The 19,504-nt window shown below is 36.4% G+C and carries 17 protein-coding genes; 4 read left to right on the top strand and 13 right to left on the bottom strand.

The genetic code is table 11. The features are described from left to right. The 9 genes from PN450_RS14795 to PN450_RS14755 form a co-directional block, all read right to left on the bottom strand. Window positions 1–1,008: an SDR family oxidoreductase gene (locus PN450_RS14795; protein ID WP_015078122.1), complete on the bottom strand. Its 1,008-nt coding sequence runs from the start codon at window positions 1,006–1,008 to the stop codon at window positions 1–3. 69 nt (window positions 1,009–1,077) lie between these two features. Further along, a complete protein-coding gene (locus PN450_RS14790; RefSeq protein ID WP_271836769.1) occupies window positions 1,078–2,370 on the bottom strand; it encodes a glycosyltransferase family 61 protein in 1,293 nt (430 codons plus the stop codon). Between the two features lie 110 nt (window positions 2,371–2,480). Beyond that, window positions 2,481–3,017 carry a D-glycero-beta-D-manno-heptose 1,7-bisphosphate 7-phosphatase gene (gene gmhB, locus PN450_RS14785; protein ID WP_015078124.1) on the bottom strand — a complete coding sequence of 179 codons (537 nt, stop codon included), beginning with the start codon at window positions 3,015–3,017 and terminating at the stop codon, window positions 2,481–2,483. A gap of 94 nt (window positions 3,018–3,111) precedes the next feature. After that, window positions 3,112–5,016 (bottom strand): transketolase C-terminal domain-containing protein, encoded by a 1,905-nt coding sequence (locus tag PN450_RS14780; protein WP_271836768.1) that lies wholly within the window; start codon window positions 5,014–5,016, stop codon window positions 3,112–3,114. Between the two features lie 284 nt (window positions 5,017–5,300). Further along, window positions 5,301–6,044, bottom strand: coding sequence for an HAD-IIB family hydrolase (locus PN450_RS14775; protein ID WP_015078126.1), 744 nt, complete (start codon window positions 6,042–6,044; stop codon window positions 5,301–5,303). A 7-nt stretch (window positions 6,045–6,051) separates the two neighbouring features. Then, window positions 6,052–7,515 (bottom strand): glycoside hydrolase family 13 protein, encoded by a 1,464-nt coding sequence (locus tag PN450_RS14770; protein WP_271836767.1) that lies wholly within the window; start codon window positions 7,513–7,515, stop codon window positions 6,052–6,054. A gap of 42 nt (window positions 7,516–7,557) precedes the next feature. Then, window positions 7,558–8,277, bottom strand: a complete 720-nt coding sequence (locus PN450_RS14765; protein WP_027401732.1) for a glycosyltransferase domain-containing protein — start codon at window positions 8,275–8,277, stop codon at window positions 7,558–7,560. A gap of 279 nt (window positions 8,278–8,556) precedes the next feature. After that, entirely contained in the window at window positions 8,557–9,348 is a 792-nt protein-coding gene (locus tag PN450_RS14760; RefSeq protein ID WP_015078129.1) for a hypothetical protein, read from the bottom strand. Window positions 9,349–9,353: 5 nt separating this feature from the next. Continuing rightward, window positions 9,354–10,109, bottom strand: coding sequence for a sucrose-phosphate phosphatase (locus PN450_RS14755; RefSeq protein WP_271836766.1), 756 nt, complete (start codon window positions 10,107–10,109; stop codon window positions 9,354–9,356). A 573-nt stretch (window positions 10,110–10,682) separates the two neighbouring features. On the opposite strand from PN450_RS14755, the gene PN450_RS14750 reads away from it, so the two are divergent. The 3 genes from PN450_RS14750 (at window position 10,683) to PN450_RS14740 (ending at window position 14,127) form a co-directional block, all read left to right on the top strand. Beyond that, window positions 10,683–11,330 carry an SIS domain-containing protein gene (locus PN450_RS14750; protein WP_168635299.1) on the top strand — a complete coding sequence of 216 codons (648 nt, stop codon included), beginning with the start codon at window positions 10,683–10,685 and terminating at the stop codon, window positions 11,328–11,330. Between the two features lie 225 nt (window positions 11,331–11,555). Further along, window positions 11,556–13,106, top strand: a complete 1,551-nt coding sequence (locus PN450_RS14745) for a PfkB family carbohydrate kinase (protein ID WP_015078132.1) — start codon at window positions 11,556–11,558, stop codon at window positions 13,104–13,106. A 22-nt stretch (window positions 13,107–13,128) separates the two neighbouring features. Next, the gene (locus PN450_RS14740) at window positions 13,129–14,127 is read left to right on the top strand and encodes an NAD-dependent epimerase/dehydratase family protein (RefSeq protein WP_148763530.1); all 999 of its coding nucleotides are present in this window, start codon (window positions 13,129–13,131) and stop codon (window positions 14,125–14,127) included. A gap of 62 nt (window positions 14,128–14,189) precedes the next feature. Here PN450_RS14740 and PN450_RS14735 read toward each other — a convergent pair whose 3' ends face one another. The 4 genes from PN450_RS14735 to PN450_RS14720 all read right to left on the bottom strand — a co-directional run bounded on the left by PN450_RS14735 (window position 14,190) and on the right by PN450_RS14720 (window position 17,546). After that, entirely contained in the window at window positions 14,190–15,056 is an 867-nt protein-coding gene (locus PN450_RS14735; RefSeq protein ID WP_148763528.1) for a BUD32 family EKC/KEOPS complex subunit, read from the bottom strand. A gap of 5 nt (window positions 15,057–15,061) precedes the next feature. Beyond that, entirely contained in the window at window positions 15,062–15,481 is a 420-nt protein-coding gene (locus tag PN450_RS14730; RefSeq protein WP_015078137.1) for an NUDIX hydrolase, read from the bottom strand. Between the two features lie 360 nt (window positions 15,482–15,841). Then, window positions 15,842–17,206 carry a guanitoxin biosynthesis MATE family efflux transporter GntT gene (gene gntT / locus PN450_RS14725; RefSeq protein ID WP_015078138.1) on the bottom strand — a complete coding sequence of 455 codons (1,365 nt, stop codon included), beginning with the start codon at window positions 17,204–17,206 and terminating at the stop codon, window positions 15,842–15,844. A 34-nt stretch (window positions 17,207–17,240) separates the two neighbouring features. Continuing rightward, window positions 17,241–17,546 carry a hypothetical protein gene (locus tag PN450_RS14720; RefSeq protein ID WP_210422196.1) on the bottom strand — a complete coding sequence of 102 codons (306 nt, stop codon included), beginning with the start codon at window positions 17,544–17,546 and terminating at the stop codon, window positions 17,241–17,243. Window positions 17,547–18,252: 706 nt separating this feature from the next. Here PN450_RS14720 and PN450_RS14715 point away from each other — a divergent pair. After that, on the top strand, window positions 18,253–19,449 hold the full coding sequence (locus PN450_RS14715; protein WP_015078139.1) for a 1-deoxy-D-xylulose-5-phosphate reductoisomerase: 1,197 nt from the start codon (window positions 18,253–18,255) through the stop codon (window positions 19,447–19,449). Window positions 19,450–19,504 lie beyond the last annotated feature (55 nt).

Here is a 19,504-nt window from a genome sequence, read left to right as displayed (position 1 = left end):
TTATTCCTTTCCTAAATGCTCAAACCACGATTTTGTCTCTTGCTGAATTGTTTCTGGTGTCCAAACTGGAGCATCTCGCCAAAGTTCAATATTGGCTAACATTTCACTTACACCTTGACTTAAAGGTACTTGAGGTTGCCATTTTAAAAGAGTCGTAGCTTTAGTAATATCAGCCCAAGTACAATCCGGTTCTCCTGGGCGTTTGGGAATGTGAGTAATTTCTCCTGCTAATAATTTCACCAGTGTTAAAACGCTTTCAGATTTACCAGAACCAATATTAATAATTTCCCCGGTAATATCCGATTCAGCAGCTTTGATAAAGGCTGCTACTACATCACTAACGAAGGTAAAATCTCTCGTTTGCATTCCATCTCCTACAACAGTAAAAGGGGTTTTCGCTAGTTTTTGAGCTAAAAATACGCCAAATACTGCACCATAAGCTCCTGTGGTTCTGGATCTTGGTCCATACACATTAAACAATCGTAAAGAAAGGGCTGGAAGTTGATAAACTTGCGCCCAGTGCATGACTAATTGTTCACCTAAATATTTTGTTAAGCCGTATGGATGTTTAGGATGACAAGGATAGGTTTCTGATGTGGGATATTGATTAGGAATACCATAGCAAGTGGAAGAAGCTGTGTAGATAAATTTTTGGATTTTAGCAGTACGACAAGCTTCTAAAAGGACGAATGTACTATGTAAATTGGCATGATAATATGCTCCTGGATTTTGGATTGAGGGAACTAAATCAGCTAATCCTGCTAAATGAAATACCCAGTCAATATCTGTTAATATGGATGGGGAAATATCAGCAACATCTTGCTCAATAAATGTAAATGTGGAATAGGTTTGAGCCACTTTTAAATTAGCCGTTCTTCCTGTCACCAGATTATCTAAACCAACGACACTATGACCTGATTTGAGGAGGAGATCACACAAGTGGCTACCAATAAAACCAGCAGCACCAGTGACTAAGCAATGTTTAGGAGAATTTAATTTACTGTTCATACAAAATTAATAATCTGTTAGTCAAAATTTAAATTTTCATCAAGCTTTATGATCATCTAATTTACATTATCAAATTCTATTTTTTGTCATTTTATCAACCATTCTACTTAATTCTTCACAATTGACAATGATATCTTCATTCTTTACCTCACAAAACATACAAGCATAATCGAATCCTAATCCTTTAGCAACTGTATAATAGAAATGGCTAATTTTCTGACCAAAAAGTTCAATTAAAGTTAAATTTTGGGAGAAAATAATATTTGTTACTCCACCACCATGAGGAGCAATAATAAATTTAGCTTGAGCAAACAATTTTACTTGGTCAGCAAAATCTAAATCTTCTAGAATATAAGATACAAAATCCATTTTATCGAGAGTATTGCTTACTTCTTCTTCATTCAAAATGCGGCGAGCATTTGCTTTTTTACGAGAAATAAAAATATTGGGACTCAAAACCAGATTTGGATTTGCATAAGTATCTACGTTACTAAGAATACGTTCTCTTACCCAATGACAAGCTTTGATAGAAATACGTCCTCCTTCACGTCTTTTAGAGCAAATAACTAATTCATTAACTTTAGCTCTATATCCATTCCATTGGATATAATTTTCTAGACCATAACCCATCAATTCTAAAGAGCGAATTTTCCAACTAGGAATATCTCTATCAATTATTAAGACTGGGTTTTTACCTGTTTTTTGAGAATAATATTCAAGGACTTCTAATCTAGTTAAAGCCTCATAAATCCAATGAGCGTATAAATGACTCCAATAATTAACAAATGAACAAGCTAAATCAAAATATTCTATTTTATCTATGGGGGCAATATATTGAGAATTGAAACCAGCCTTCATTGTAGAAATAGCAGTGTGTTCTAAAACATCTACTCTATCTAAAACTGTTTCTAAAATAATATTCTTATCCTCAGTAAAACCAATCCCATAAATTCCCAATAACTCCACGTTTTTAACAACCACAGCAAAAGGATTGGTAAATTCAAAGCTACCTTCTTTTTCTCTAAATGCTGCGGGAATTTCTTGATAACTTATAGCTGGTTCAATTTGAATAATTTCATCATATTTTAACTGATAAAGATTATTCTCTGCTTGACATTGCTGGAGTAAATCTACTCTAGTAATTAAATTGCTGTGTAGATAGTTAAATAAAATTGAATAAATCAATTTGAGAATAGGTAATTGTTCATATTCCACTTCTAATTTAGGAATATTATTCTCCATTTTATCTTTCTCCATCTCCTCAGTCATCGTGATGAGATTTTCGTCAATGTATCTCAATAGAATGGGATATATGAGTTTAAATATTAGCAATTCTTGAACATAACGCCAAACTTTATTCATCTGCTTGTAAATCTCTTTGTTTTGTATGGGACAGCAAAATAATTTGCTGGTTTTTTAGTAAAAGTTTAGTAAGATTTAATGAATATTTAATAAACATATTCTCAAATTCATTAAATAAAAAACTTTAGTGCTTCCAGATTATCCAACCGAGCAGAAACTTGTAATTCTTTAGGAATAAAAATTTCTGGACTGAGTAAATAAAATTTACCGATTCCTGCGGCTTTAGCAGCTTGCATATCCGATATTCTATCACCAATTAGGATTGAGCTTTGCAAGTCTATAGGATATTTCTGACAAGCTTGTTCAATCATTCCTGGTAACGGTTTACGACATCGGCAGTTTTGACGGTAATTAGATATAGTTGATTGGGGATGATGTGGGCAGTAAAACACATCCAGTATTGTTATATCTTGGTTATTAAATTGCTCATACATCCAGACAGTAAGACTTAAAAAATCTTGTTCAGAATAGTAACCACGAGCAATACCTGATTGATTTGTGATCACAATTAGCTTATAACCTAAATCTTGTAGTAGACGACAAGTAGCAAAAATGCCATCATTAAATTCAAACTGCTCACATCTAAAAACATAGTGATGATCAATATTAATTACTCCATCTCGATCAAGAAAAGCCACTTTAATCACTGGTAATTATTCTCCTTTAGATTCAGATCCCCGACTTCTGATATCATCTGATAATTTATGGTGATGATCACAGAAGAATTCGGGGATTTTTTTCTTATTTTAACATTTCCTCAACTTTGTTCATGATGCCAATAGTATCAATACCTTGATGGGGGAGTTGTTCCCAAATTCCGCTACAACCTTCTTGATGAGTTCCCATATAGGCATATTTGGGAGAAAACCCTCTTTCTAGTAACCATGAACCAAAACGGATACCTAAACCTGTACGCCGATTTAAGGATTCAACTACTAAAATAAAGGGTGTTGAACCAATTTTTGCCATGATTTCTTCATCTACTAGATTCAATGTGGATTTATTGATTAAACCGACATTAATTCCCTGTTTTTTCAGGCTTTCTACTACTTCTAAGGCGCGGTAAAGTACCTCTCCAAAGCTAACGATATAGCCGGCTGTTCCTTCTCGTATTACGTCATCTTTTCCAGGAATAAATGTATAACCATCTGCAAATAAAGGTTTACTATTTGTATCCAGAATATCGGGTACTGGGGAACGGCTAGAAAAGAGAAATCTTAACCCTGGTTGATCAAATACAGTTTCCACACAAGCTTTCATTTGATGTCCGTCGGCGGGATAATAGAGACGGGTTTGATAAGCGTCTTCTAAACCGTTATCGGCAAACATATTATTTAACCCAAAATGGCAGGTGTTATCTCCTAATTCATCTATCCCACTATGGGAAAATTGACAAAGAACGTTGGATTTATTAAGCCGTGCCATTGTAATTTCAGAAATACACATTTCCAAAAAGGCACTATAAGTGCTGAAAATGCCTTGTTTTCCTGCTTCCATGCCAAATCCTGCCGCCGCAGAGAAGTTTCCTCTTTCCATGATGCCGCCATGATAGAAAATCTCTGGATAGGCTTGACTAATTTTATTGATACCACAGGATTCTCCTAAATCACTGTCAATACACATTACCTTTTCTCGCCGTTCTGTGGGTGTCATTTGACTGAGAAGAGAGACAACGGTAGCATCAAAAATATGGCGTGTTTTGCTGCTAGAACCCGTAAAAGAGTAGGTATGTGTGAGGGGAATAACTTTTTTGAGGTAATTGACGGCTGATGTATGTCCGCGAGTTTCTAAATAGGCGATCGCTAACTCTGGTGATAGGGCATCATGTCCTAAAGGTGTGCCTTCTACTCCAACAATACCGGGAGTCATAGGACGTTTATTAATTACTGCTACTGGTCCATTAATAGTGACAGCTTGACAGAGACGAGTATATAAATCATCTAAATCTTCCCCTGCTCCAGTTAATACAGTTAATCCATGTCCAGCTAAAGTTTGACCGACGTTATAACCCTTGAGATAATCTGTTGGATATCCGCTACAGGTGGAATTGTTATCATCAATAATTAATTTGATATTGAGATTTTTAGCCACAGCTAAACGGGCGGCTTCGGCATTATTTCCTTCTTGCTGTGAACCATCTGAACCTAAACAGAATACTACTTGATGAGGATGTGCGATCGCTACTCCATTCACATAAGCCCAGAGGTGTCCTAATCTTCCCGAACTAAATTTTACACCAGGAGTGCGTCCTCGTTCTGGATGTGCAAGTAGTAATGAATAGGCTTCTCGATAATGCAGCAGATTTTCTGCATCAAGATCACCCTGTAAAGTTGCCATTAAATATTGTGTAGCAACGCGGTGTCCTGCTTCATCAAAGAAAATTGGCACAAATTTATCTGCTACTCCCCGAAAGAAAGCATCTAAAATCATCACTTCGGGAACTGTATCATAAGCTCCTCCTGTATGACCGCCCACACCTTTGGCTGCTGCTACAGCGGTAAAAAAAACAATAGTATCTCGACAAAGTTGAATATTAGCTTTCAGAATTTCTCTTTGTTCATTAGTCAAAGTTGAATTAGTCGGGTCTAACTTCAAAGACTTGTAAACATCCAAATCAATAGGAAAGCGAAGAGTTGTTAAAGTCATTTTTTTGTTCCTTTTGATTGTTGAAATTATATCTAGGGTAGGCATTGTACAAACAATACCTTGTCTACATTGAAAAAAGCCTTGATTCGTAGATGGGTTGCGCTGTCGTTTAAGCCAACAAAGGATAAAATGGCTAAGGTATTGATATAGGAATCCGGTTTGATTCTTGAATTTTCCTGCGTAGGAGGGCAAGAGGATTCCAGAATATTAAGGTGTACCGAGTTTTGTATGGCTACGCCACGCAAGCCATCAAAAATCAAATAGGAGTCCTATATATTTGACATTTAATCCTTGCCGTAAAATTTCAAACCATCCCAAATACCCATCACACCAGGATAAGGACTATGGTAAACATTATCCATTGTCTGAATTTTATCAACTAAGTTGGGATGAGAATTTCCCACAGCAATTCCCTTTAATCCTGTTTCAAATAGGGATAAATCATTGAGAGTATCTCCACAAGCTATGGTTTCATCTGCATTAAACTTTATTTCCTCCAAAAATTTCAAGAGAGTTGGTCCTTTAGAAACTCCTTTGGGCATGACATCAAAATAAAAATAGATATTATTATAAGATGAGATAATGCAATCAAATCCGGCATTGATTACTTTTTGGATGGTGTTAGGTTGCAATTTTTCAGAATCATAATAGTAAGATACACGATACTTAGGATTGACTGCCTGTAGTTTTAATCCTGGTTCATTTGCTAATAGGGTTTTAATTTTTTCGTTAGCATTATTCCATTGTTTAATTATCCAATATTGTACAGGATAAATTGGCTCAAATGTTTCACCATGTACAATAGTTGTTCCCACATCACCAATGATATAGTCAGGTTTAGGAATATGAGGATTTTCTATTAATAAGTTGCTGATCCAGTCCAGTTCTCTGCCGGTGACATATACTAAAAGTAGGCGATCGCGTTGTTTTTCAATATATTGATAAAATTCAGATTGTTGTTGTTGAGAACCACCTAAAAAAGTGCCGTCTAAATCAGTTGCTAAAAGTAGTGATTGTTGATATTTCATGACTTAATTAACCAATAATTAATCCGCTACGGGGTGGAAGTTTAAAGTTAATAAATTCGGCTTCTTTAGTCCAGTTTTCTTGACTGGAATGATATGTAAATAATGTTTGTTTGAGTTGATTTTGCCATGATGGTTGAATACTCGCCATTGCTATTTCATTACCAGCATTTACCGCAATTAATAAAATTTCTGTTTCTAACCTTCTAGCGAAAATATAAACTTGTCCTTGAGCGTACAAGGTATGATATTCACCTATTCTTAATGCTGGATGAGAAAGACGGAGTTTAATTAATTGACGATGATATTCAAGAATATCTTGATCCCACTGTTTTTTATCAGGAAATCCTTTACGACATTCTGGATCATAACCACCGTTTAAACCGACTTCATCGCCGTAATATATGCAAGGTGCGCCGGGAAAAGTCAATAATAGTAATGTTGATAAATATAAACTGGGGCGATCGCCTCCAGCTACATCAATTAACCTAGCTGTATCATGATTATTAATACCATTAAGTTGAGTTAGTTGAATTTCCCAAGGATAAAGTTGCAGTAATTGATTAATTTCCTCCCCATATTTAGCCGCATCTGCTGGTGGTGGTGGTGCATATTCAGCAAAATGACCTTTTACCTGGCGATCGCCGACAATAAAGGCAGTGGTAGCATTAAGAAAGGGTAAACTTGACACGCCATCAAATTGTGTGCCATCTAACCACTCAGTTGCATTCATAGGAATTTCTCCCACAATATAGGCTTCAGGATTAATTGCTTTGATTCTTTCCCGAAATTCTTGCCAAAATCCAGGAGTTTTGATGTAATCTGCCGAATCTAAACGCCAACCATCTGCACCACGTTTAATCCAATATTCACCTATACGCATAATATATTCGCGCACTCCTAAATTATTAGTGTTAAATTCGGGTAAAGCACGAAGATCACACCATGAAGCATAATTAGCAGGACGAGAATTATCATAAGGTGAGATAGGCCAACCTGTAATTTTAAACCAATCTAACCAAGGAGAATTTTGTCCATTTTCGAGAATATCATTGAAAAAATAAAAGCCTCTACTAGCATGATTAAAAGTTCCATCTAAGATAAGTTTAATCTTACGATGATGAGCTTCTTTAAGGAGATTGGTAAATGCTTCTTCACCGCCTAATAAGGGATCAATTTGATAATAATCAAGAGTATGATAACGATGATTACTGGCAGATGTAAAAATAGGATTAAGGTAAATTGCATTAATACCTAAATCTTGTAAATAATCTAGTTTTTCAATTATTCCCCAAAGATTTCCGCCTTTATAACCATGAAATGTAGGAGTAGTATTCCAGTCTTCTAAGGGTATATTAAGTAACCACTTTTGTTCAGTGGGAATACTTCGAGAAAAGCGATCAGGAAATATTTGATAAAAAACGGCGTTTTTAACCCAATCAGGTGTATTAATCTTCGTATAGAAACTTGTCATGATCTCTGAAACATTAACCTCATCATTGTTGTTGATTATTCTTTACCGCGATACAACATCACCCAGATCTTCTGCCAACCTGAGCAGAACATTATAATACTTTTTAGAGTATGGTATGTGAATTATTGCAGGATATGTGCCAGTTAATTTGTTTAAGACAAATCCATTGTGTATCTCATACAGTTCTGGTAAAATTTCCCATTCCCCTGCTGTACACCAAAAAATATCACAGCAATAATCTAAGGTTACTGTTTCAGGATTTTCAAAACAGTATTTTCCATACAATCTTTGATCACTACCGTTTTCATGAAAATTCGGATAAGAAAGAATATTATCAATCATCTCACAGACATATTTTTTGTATCCCATGAAAGTCCCTGCGTTCAGATATTTATAATCATAGGGAACTTTAATGCTATCGTAAAAATCTTTGTATTCTTCGTACTGATGAGAGTACCATTTCTCTGCTGCAAATAATATCTTATAACCACCTTGAATAAATTTTTCATATATACTGTTAGCATTCTGTACATACAGAACATCAAAAGCATCAGTAACAAGAACTATTGTGTCATCTTTCACATCCTTTAGTTCCTTCAAAATCAAAGGAAGTCTTAGAGAATTGGCTGACCATTCGAGACCTTCACCTAGCACCTTAACGTCTATATTTTGTTTTTTAGCAGATCTCAAAAAGAGTTGTACCTTAGAAAAAGACACAGAGTTACAACAAGTATAAAATGCGATATTTGGGCTTTTCTTCATTTTGTGACAACCTTACCTCTTACAAAAAAATATTGTGGTTTGCTGATTATAGCTTAGAGGGTGTTTGAAAAGTCTTAATTCATACTAATCCTGGCGACTAGAAGTCGCGGTTCATCTTGCACACAGACAAAACCCACGGAGGTGGGTTTGAAACCCTCGATTTTTCATTAGTCCACGCAGGTGGACTTTGCTTGTGTAGTAGTGAATTATATTCGCCCAAAACTTTTCAAACATCCTCTTACATTCCTCGTGTTTTACCAATGAGGAATGAGAATTTAATTATGGAGAAGAATATCGGTTAATCATTTCTCCTTTATTTTGTAACAATTTATCAATCAATTGTTCAAATAGTTTATCTGTCACCATGATGCCTTTATGAGATTGATTTCTAAAAGATAAACACAAGTTAGCCGCATAAATAGGAGATTTCAAGGCTTTTGTATATAACTCGATAATCTCAGTTTTATCTTCTACAATTGCGTGCATTAGAATAGGACTAAAAAGCCCCATATTTGGAAAAAGAGGTAATTCCATAATCTCATAAAGTCTGCTTAAAAATTTCGTACTAACTGCTAATCTGGATAACCTTCCGGTCTGATTTTTCAAGATTGATTTAGTCGCATATATATAAAAGTCCAAAAAACTATTCTTTTGAGTAAAATAAACTAAGGAATTAGTGACTTTTTCAGTACAAAATAAAGTTCCCTCACCCAAATTTTGATCATCTTCTGTATCCAACCAAACTTCACGACAAACTAAATATTCTTCTGTCGTTTCAATGTTTAAATTATCGGGATCAAAAACTACTACATCAGCATCCATCCAAATAGTTTGCTCATATCCCTGTTCTAAAAATTTTTTCGCTATTTCTAATCTAGCTAAATCAGCAATAACGTTAATTTTACCTTGAGATTTATCTATATACCAATCGGGAACATAGTCAAAAAAGTTGTCTACTCTTCGGTAGTCAAAGCCTTTTAATTCTGCCCAATCTTTGACTGTTTGCATACAAGTTTCCAGCCAATTTGGTGTTTCATTTCCCCGATAGGATTGATAAACAATGGTTTTCATATCAATTATTCTCTGTAAAATTCAAAATATTTTAATCCTTCTAAAATGCCATTTGCAAAGTGACTTTTTGCCAGATAGCGATTCCCTGGTGGGGAATTTTCATGCCAATCTAATATTTTTGGTTCGGCATTACCAACGATAATAGCGGGACAAAGCATATTTTCAAACATAGATAGATCATTACCTGAATCTCCGCAAATAAGAGTTTGTTCATTAGTAAAACCTAACCGTTGTTGCAGAAAAAGAGCAGATGCAGCTTTATTTGCTAATGCTGGTAAGATATCTAAAAATGCACCCCCAAAGTTATCTATCATTTGTACTGCTAAACCATGATTTTGCCAAATAGCTTTTAATCGCGGAAGTGTTACTAATAATCCTTTAGTATTAGTATAATAACTAACCTTAAAGTCCGTTTGTTCTAAGGGAGATTGGGGGACTAGGCAAGGAAATCGGCTGGTTATTTCTATTACTTGTTCTCTATCCCAACCCAGGGAGATTTTGTTTGTCCACTCAGAATCGGGGGTTTCACTGCCTGGGTAGTAAATTTCTGTACCCGTTGCCAGGACGAGTATATCAGGTTCTAAGAGTTCTTTTTGAGCGATCAGTTGTTGATAGAGCGGGAGAGATCGCCCTGTGGTGTAACAGATAACTGTACCGTCAATGCGGCGCTGTTTACTTAACCACTGATTTAATTTCTCTAAAGCTAGATCATCACCAACTAAAGTCTGATCTAAATCAGTCACAAATAAAAATTTTGCCACCTTTATTATTGTTATTAATATTTTAAACTGTACATTTAAGTAGGTGAAGACAATAAAACCAAACTGTGTAAAGAAACGTAAAATCACCCAAAACCTCTTTACTCTTGCCTTTTGCCTTGCTATAACGACAATTTTCAACGCCAACCTACTTATTTAAAATTTACTCGTTGATTGTACAAAAATATTACTACTTTATTGTTTTCTTAATATTCTTTAAAGATTTTCTGAAAATAATGTTAATTGGCATTAATTGAGTAAGTCATAAAAATTTATTCTTTAGATATTCTTTATATTTTCTTTAGATTTCAAAAATAGAAAAAATAGTATACATGAACAATACCTTTTCCAAATTAGAAAAAGTCTTGATTCGTAGGTTGGGTTGTGGAACGTTAGCATTGCGAAGCAATAGAATGAAACCCAACAAATCGGTTGCGCTGTCGCTTAACCCAACCTTGTATCTTAGAGGTATGTGAGAAGAAGTGGTAGACCGTCCCAACCTGGGTCAGAAAAGACCGCTTTGTAGCAAGGCTTAGGTATACATAAAACAATGACATTAATTACTTGATAGTGTTTATGAATAAAGTACAGCAGCGACTTCATCCATTTTCTAATGATTACTTCCAGCAACTATCTACCCTGGGTGAGAAATTTCAAGTCACAGATCATCAAGGTAAATCTTTTGCTAATTCAGAAGGAATTGATATGGCTGCGGCTTTAGTAGAAAAGCAAAATCAGCAGTGTCGAAAAGTGATATTTATCGGTAATGGAGGAAGTGCAGCCGTAGCTAGTCATCAGGCTATTGACTACTGGCGTAATGGTAATATTCCGGCGATTTGCTTTAACGATGGTGCTTTGGTGACCTGTATTAGTAATGACTTTGGCTACGAACAAGTTTTTAGCAAACCCATTTCTACATTTGCTCAGTCTGGAGATGTTTTGTTTGCAATTAGTAGTTCTGGACAATCACAAAATATTCTTGCTGGTGTTTACCAAGCACTAAAAATGAATTGTCATGTGATTACACTTTCAGCCTTTCAACCTAACAACCCCTTACGTCAACTTGGACATCTAAATTTTTATGTTCCCACGATGTCCTATGGTTTTGCAGAAATCATGCACTTATGTATTTGTCACTGCATTATTGATGGCTTGGTAGAAGGTGCTTTACCTAGTGCAAATGTGGATAACTATCTCAGTTTAAATGAACTAAAAGTATCCTAAAATATTCATCCCATTTATATATAGAAGAAATTCTATCTGTGGTAAACAACAAGATTTAATGATTGCATATTAAATATATGTGACAAGAACTAGAATTGTAGACCTCTTTCTTCAAAAATTGTCAGATATCTAAACCTAGAATCATCAAGTAAATAATGATGTTCTAGTTCTGAATTGTTCGATTTTTCTGTGAACTTTTGTACCAAGATTAGCAATGAAATAAAGATGCAATTAGAAATATATAGAGAAAAAATTATTGACTTTGAAACTTGTGCAGAAGTATTCACTGTCTACCATCAAAAAGGACGGAAAATCGTTCTCTGTAATGGGGTATTTGACTTACTACATCCCGGACACATTGCTCATTTACAAGCGGCTAAAGCAATGGGAGACTTATTAGTAATTTCCCTAACTGCTACTCCTTATATTAACCGAGGACCAGGAAGACCAATATTTTCTGATGAGTTGCGTGTTAATTCTATAGCTGCTTTAGCTTGTGTTGATTATGTAATTTTAACTCCCGCCGTCACAGCTTTGGAAGTAATTGAGAAAGTGCGTCCTCATATTTACTGCAAGGGAGATGAATATGCGGAAACAGAGAAAGATGTAACCCACAATATTGATAAAGAAATCGCTCAAGTAAGAGCTTACGGAGGTGACATTCGCTATACTCAAGAAATTACTTTTAGCTCTACACGACTGATTAATAATTATCTTGATGTTATCCCTCCAGAATTAAAACGTTATGCCAATGATTTTAGTCAACAATATGCTTTTGAGGATATTAGAAATGCGATAGAAGCAATGCAGGATCTCAATGTTTTGGTGTTGGGGGATATTATTATTGATGAGTTTGTTCACTGTACAGTTCAGGGATTAACCTCAAAAGGAAGAGCGCCATCAACCCGCTTTGTGAAAAAAGAACAACATTTGGGGGGAGTTTTTGCGATCGCTAACCATCTCAGTAGTTTTGCCAAATCTGTCACCCTAGCTAGTACCATTGGTGATGAACCAGATGTACATCATTTGATTGCTAATCATGTTGATGGTACGCTGCATCTTAATTTACATTGTGTAGAAAAATATTCTACAGTAACAAAGTGTCGTTATATTGAACAACAAGGGAAAACCAAGGGTTATACCCAATTATTTGCGATTAATTCGATAGACGAAGAAGGACTAGCACCCCAAGAACGAGAAAAACTTTTAGATGCTTGGGAAAAACTGTTAAAAAACTGCGATTTAGTGGTTTTGGCGGATTATGGTCATGGATTAATTGATGCTGAAGCAATTGAATTAATTCAATCACAAGCACCATTTTTAGCCTTAAACTGTCAAACTAATAGTGCTAATTACGGTTATAACCTAATTAGTAAATATAAGCGAGCCGATACATTTTGTGTAGATGAACAGGAAATTCGTCTGGCATTTTCTAATCGTTATGGTAATCGAGAAGAGTTACTAAAACGGTTGCAATATCATTTAGGAGCGCAACAAGGTTGGTTAACTTTAGGATCTGCTGGTTCTTTGGGAATTAATACTCATGGAGAGATGGAAATTACTCCGGCCATGACACAACAAGTCAAAGATACCACCGGGGCTGGAGATGCCTTTTTTGCCCTAGCCAGTTTGAGTGCTAAGTTAGATTTGCCTGTGCAGTTAGGATCATTTTTAGGAAATTTGGCCGGAGCGATCGCTGCCAATGTTTTAGGAAATGAAAAGCCTGTAGACAAGGGACGCTTATTAAAGTTTGCTAAAACAATTTCCACATTTTAAAAGATAATTAAGGAGTAAATCAATGAATCCAATTCAACAAGTTTTAGTGACCGGTGGTGCTGGTTATGTAGGAGCTATTTTAGTTCCTAAACTTCTGCAAGCTGGATATGGAGTTAAGGTAATAGACTTGTATCTTTATGGCAAAGATGTATTAAATGCCGTTAAAGATCATCCTCATTTAGAAGAGATTGAAGGCGATATCCGCGATCGCCAACTTCTAGAAAAAATCATGCCAGGATGTGATGCTGTCATTCATTTAGCTTGTATTTCCAACGATCCCAGCTTTGAATTAGATCCAGACTTAGGCCGTTCGATTAATTATGATGCCTTTTTTGACTTAGTAGACGTTGCCAAAGATGCCGGAGTGAAGCGGTTTATTTATGCTTCTTCCTCCAGTGTTTACGGCATCAAAGAAATAGAAAATGTCACAGAAGACTTACCCTTAATGCCTTTAACAGACTATTCTCGTTATAAGGCTTTATGCGAAGAAGTCTTATTGAGTAAACGAGAACCAGGTTTTGTTACCTTAGTTTTGCGTCCTGCTACAGTCTGCGGTTATTCCCCCCGTCAGCGACTAGATTTAGTGGTGAATATTCTCACTAACCACGCAATTAATAATGGTAGAATTACAGTTTTTGGTGGTCAGCAAAAACGTCCCAATATCCATATTGAAGATATGACCGATCTGTATCTAAAATCTCTACAATGGTCAGATGAAGCGATTGACGGTAAAATATTTAACGCTGGCTATGAAAATCATACCTTGATGGAAATTGCCGAGATGACCCGTCAAGTAGTGGGAGAATCTGTAGAAATTATGACTACACCCACCGACGATCTGCGTTCATACCATATTTCTTCAGAAAAAATTAAGCAAGAACTGGGATTTGTCCCTGCACATACTATAAAGGAAGCGATCGAAGATTTAGCTTCAGCATTTAAAGCTAATCAAATTCCCAATTCTCTCACAGATAGTCGTTACTATAACGTGAAAGTGATGAAGGAAATTAACTTCAAGTAATATCTACCCCCGCCATCATTGATGATTTGGCGGGGTTTAAATTATCTCACTCAAAGCAACCCCTAATCAGCTTCAGTAAACATCGCAACTAAGCGATTCGCCGGTTCAGCCATCGCCACATACAAAGTTGTGGGAAAAGACCAATTATTACTAGGCTTATTGGGGTTTAGATAAAAGTTACATAAACCTTCGACAAACTGTTTCATCTTAGATATGTCATAATCCCATGCTTTTAATGATGGTAAAACTTCCGTTTCTACTATTGTTAATAATTCATCTCGTTTACTAGTTACTCTCATGGCATTAAAAATAGTCCATGCCATTTCTAATGCTTCCAGAGTACCATCATTACCTCCTTGATAAAACCATTCAATATCAAAATCAATCATTCGCACATTTCCCTGGGTATCAATCATTTCATTCCCAGTCCAGCGATCAGCATAAATAATTCCCTGTCTGTGAGCTAAATTCATTTCTTGTAGAACCTTCGGCAAAAACTTGACTTCTCCAGTTTCTAGAAATTCCAACAAAGTTTTCCCTGTTACATATTCAATCAGCATCCAATCTTGATCTGCATGGATTAATTTAGGAACTGGTAAGCCGACAGCTAATGCCCGTTTGATAAAATCAACTTCATCTCCAATATTTCTGAGTTTAAAAGAACCGCCATTTTGGATAAAGCCAGTGGCTTCATACATATACTGCATATAAGCATCACCAGCTTCAGTGGAAATATCCCGTCTGGCACGAAAAACGCAGCGATCTGTGGCTGTTGTAATCAATAAGATATGATTAAATAATCCTTCTGATTGGGGTTTTTCTATTGTTGCTGTTTTACCTCCAGGTAAATAAGCTAAAGCACTTTCCAATCCCTGAGCGATATTTGTTGGTAGTGTATTCTTTAAATTTTCTGCAATTGAATTTTTCATTAGCTTTAACCAATACTTAATTTTAAACTAATTGCTAAGAAATCAAAAAACTCAGCCAGAATTTGATCATAGTGAGAGGCAAATTCAAGCTGATTAATTTCCTCTCGACTAAAATAGGCTAATTTTTGTCCTTCGTGTAGGGTTATTTGAGAAATATCTAAATCCAGCCGAGTCCAAAAAATGTGTTCATCACATTCTTGCCAAAAATAAGACTTAAAGAATTTAATTTCGCCTAATTCCAGTTCCATTTCTTCAACTAATTCTCGGCGAATAGCTGCTTCTGCAGATTCATTTTTCTCTATATATCCTCCCAGGAATGCCCAAGTGTTAGGAAAAGGAATAGAGCTTTTATTATCTCGAAGTACAAGTAAAACTTGCTGCTGACTGTTGAGAATAATTATGTCAGCCCCTGGCGCTTCTCTCATTTTAACTCTAATTTAATAAACTTTAATTATTATATGATCAAGAACTAAAATTAGAAAAATAATCTTTATTCTTTAATGTTTTCATCAAAGGTCAAAAAGAAGGACAGCAAGTGGTAATTAACTCACTAATACCAAATTAAGATGAAACTGCATAGAATAAGATTTCAAGAATAATTGACCGCAGATAAACGCAGATGTAACCGCGTTAGCGGCTTCCCGTAGCTTGCGTGGCGTTCGCGGTAGCGTGCCGGAGGCATCAGCCATAGGGTATGCAGATAAATACGGATGAATTAATGGATTTCATGATTCTGTGCAGCCTTACATAAAATTGGTATAACTCACTTCCCTCTTTAAGCCGATTTAATTTTCAACAGTTGTCAGAGAAACTGCATTAACTTCAGTATCACTACTCAAAGATTTTGGTAAATACACTAGCATTGTCACCATTTTGGCAAACATAAATAATATAATGGATAGCCACAAAAGATAGTTGTTGTGAAAATACCAAGCTGCTATAGCTGATGGGATAAATCCCAAAGTAGCAGAGATCAAACTGACATTACGAACAATTTTCCCTTCTGCTAATCCTAAGAAATATCCTTCCAGCATTGAGGCAACAGAATTGAATATAAGTATGAAGCATAAACACCAAATATAGGTATCAATATGTTCAGTAATTTCCGTATGGTTGGTTAATATGCCAAAGACAGCCTGGGGAAAGAAAACACAAATTGTAGCTACAGTGAGTCCTATCAATAAGCTGCTGGCAACTGAAACTTTCAGCAAGGGTAACAATTTCTCTTTTGAATCTTTACCTTTCAAGTTTCCGCTTAAGGTTTCGGTAGCAAATCCCATTCCGTTAGTTAAGTAAACATTTAGATGTGTTATCTGTCCTAATAAAGAATTTTGGGTAAAGAGTATCGTTCCCATCATGGCACTCAGATTACTAAAAATAGTAAAGACAGACATCTCACTTATAGTTCTAATCAAGATATCTCTATTGAGAGCCAACATAGTTTTCAACTCTGAAAAATCCATGATTTGTGGGCTAACTGCGCGGATTTCTTGCCACTGAACTTTCCGACTAGCTAAGAGGATGCCGATAAACAACATTAAGTATTGGCTAGATGCTTGAGATACTCCAGCCCCTACACTATTCCAACCCCATTGAATAATAAATAAGTAGTTTAAAATTATATTGGCTGCATTGCCAATAACTGAAAGTACCACAACCTTACTATTTTCCTCTCGTCCCAGTAACCAACCAATGAGAACGAAGTTCAGTAAAACAGCAGGCGCTCCCCAAATGCGAGCATTGAAATAGTCAATGCCGGCAGCTTTAACATCAATATCAGCACTCAAGAGCGAAAAACCTACCTCTCGCAAAGGATACTGCAAAATTAACAGTACGATACCTAATCCCAAGGCGATTAAGCCATTGCGTAGTCCCACTAGCAGTGCAGCCTCTTGATCATCTGCTCCCACAGCTTGAGCGGTTAACCCAGTGGTTCCCATACGTAAGAACTCAAGAATCAAATAGACGAGGTTAAACAAGATATTAGCTATGCAAACCCCTGCTAAGGCATCAATTTCTTGCAGATGACCCAAAAAAGCTACACTGATTAAACCCGCTAGAGGAATCATCAGGTTTGAAAGAATATTAGCGATCGCAAGACGGTAGAAACGAGGGAGAAAGTCATACTGTTCTGTTCGTGTTAAGTTCATGAGTTAATTCAGTATTTAGCTTACTGGTTGGATTTTAGACCGAGTTGAGTCGAGATATAGACGAATTTGTTACCCGCTTGAGTTCCTCGATTCTTAAGTCCTCATCAGCAGTAGAATTGTCAACAAAGGTATTTTCTTGCCCATAATTAACACTTCGGAGTGCAGGTTCTGGTATTTCAGTATCCGGTATTAAATTATCAACAGAGCCACTTACCCACCCATTATTACTACCTTGAAGCAGTGGTTCTCCTGAAACTGGATCTAGCTGTGTGCCATTCCCAACAAACGCGCTCTGTAACGCGTTGTTAACAACTTCCTCTGCTGGTTCTGGTGTTACCATAGCTGGTGTGCCATCCTCAACAGAATCTATTTGCCCCCCGTTATTGCCATTTGGGGTTGATGTTTCTGGTAAAACAGGGGATTGTTAATCGCCAAAAGCCTGAAACGACGGATTTTCGTTCATGCACATCATGGTTAATTTGTACAGTGCGTAAGTCCTAGTAACAATCTTTTTCCCCATAAATCTGGTTTTCCATAAATCTGGTTAGTTGGGTTTCTGGTTTCATATCTAGCATACTGGAAATTGGTGTAGGAAAATCTATTTGGTATAAAGCTAGTTCCCATTCAAACTAACTTTTTGAGCATTCAAACTAAATAGACTGTTGAGGAACTGTAAGATCCACCAATTTGATAGCCTCTACAATTTCCCTGACAGGAGGACAAGATAGCTAGAAGGTAGATAAGGCAAGCTCCATAGCTCTTTGCCCTTTGATGTAATCCTTCAAACGATAGCGGCTAAATCGCATTAGTTCTTCTATACTTTTTTGGAACATTTGATGTACCCCACGTCAAAAATCTCAACTTACTGATGGGGATGTAGAAACCCCATCTTCAACGAAGTAAGATGGGGTAGTTTATGTAATGTTACGCATTTATGGCCAAAATAGCAAAAGTTTTGATTGGAGTTAATTGATTGTCGGAATTGCTCTTATCAACGAGTCCCAAGCCATTTATAGTTGAAATTATCTGTTAATGCTTAAAAAATTGTGAAAGCTATTACTTTACTGGGTTCTACTGGCTCAATTGGGACGCAAACCTTAGATATCGTCTCTGAACACCCCGATAAATTCCGCATCGTTGGATTGTCCGCTGGACGGAATGTGGAGCTATTCGCGGCGCAAATTCGCCAGTTTCGTCCCCAAATTGCTGCCATTTCTGCTGCTGAAAAGTTACCGGAACTCAAAGAAGCCATTAAAGACTTAAATCCTCAACCTATTTTACTGGCTGGGGAAGCGGGAGTCATAGAAGTTGCTCGTTATGGCGATTCTCAAACAGTAGTTACTGGTATTGTTGGTTGTGCTGGCTTATTACCGACCATTGCAGCTATTGAAGCGGGGAAAGATATTGCTTTAGCAAATAAAGAAACTATCATTGCGGGCGCTCCTGTGGTGTTACCTTTGGTGAAAAAACACGGGGTGAAACTATTACCAGCAGATTCCGAACATTCTGCTATTTTTCAATGTTTGCAAGGTGTTCCTAAAGATGGTTTACGGAAAATATTACTTACTGCTTCCGGTGGTGCTTTTCGAGATTGGCCTGTGGAAAAGTTACCAGAGGTAAAGGTTGCTGATGCTATTAAACATCCTAACTGGTCAATGGGGCGAAAAATCACGGTAGATTCGGCAACTTTGATGAATAAGGGTTTAGAAGTAATTGAAGCTCATTATTTATTTGGAGTAGATTACGATAACATCGAAATTGTCATTCATCCTCAAAGTATTATTCACTCGTTAATAGAATTACAAGATACGTCTGTTTTAGCTCAACTTGGTTGGCCAGATATGCGTTTACCTTTGCTTTATGCTTTATCTTGGCCGGAGCGAATTTACACTAATTGGGAAAGATTGAATTTAGTTAAATCTGGTGATTTAACTTTCCGTGAACCAGATCATCACAAATATCCTTGTATGGGTTTGGCTTATGCTGCGGGTAAGGCTGGTGGTTCTATGCCGGCGGTGTTGAATGCGGCTAATGAACAAGCTGTGGCGTTATTTTTAGAAGAGAAAATTCACTATTTGGATATTGCTCGCTGTATTGAATTTGTCTGCGATCGCCATCAAAATGATAACACACAAAATCCCTCTTTAGATGACATTTTAAATGCTGATAAATGGGCTAGACAAGAAGTTTTCACAGCTATGAAAAAGGTAGCAACTCAACCACAGATAATTTCTGTTGGTTAAAAGTTAGCATAATCCTACACTGTACCGAATAGGATTAGTGTAGGATTATATTTTA

Origin of the sequence: Dolichospermum lemmermannii CS-548 (genome assembly GCF_028330815.1) — a bacterium.
GTDB classification, from domain to species: domain Bacteria; phylum Cyanobacteriota; class Cyanobacteriia; order Cyanobacteriales; family Nostocaceae; genus Dolichospermum; species Dolichospermum lemmermannii.
Note: the sequence above shows the minus strand (reverse complement) of the source record. Positions and strands in the feature narration are given on the sequence as shown.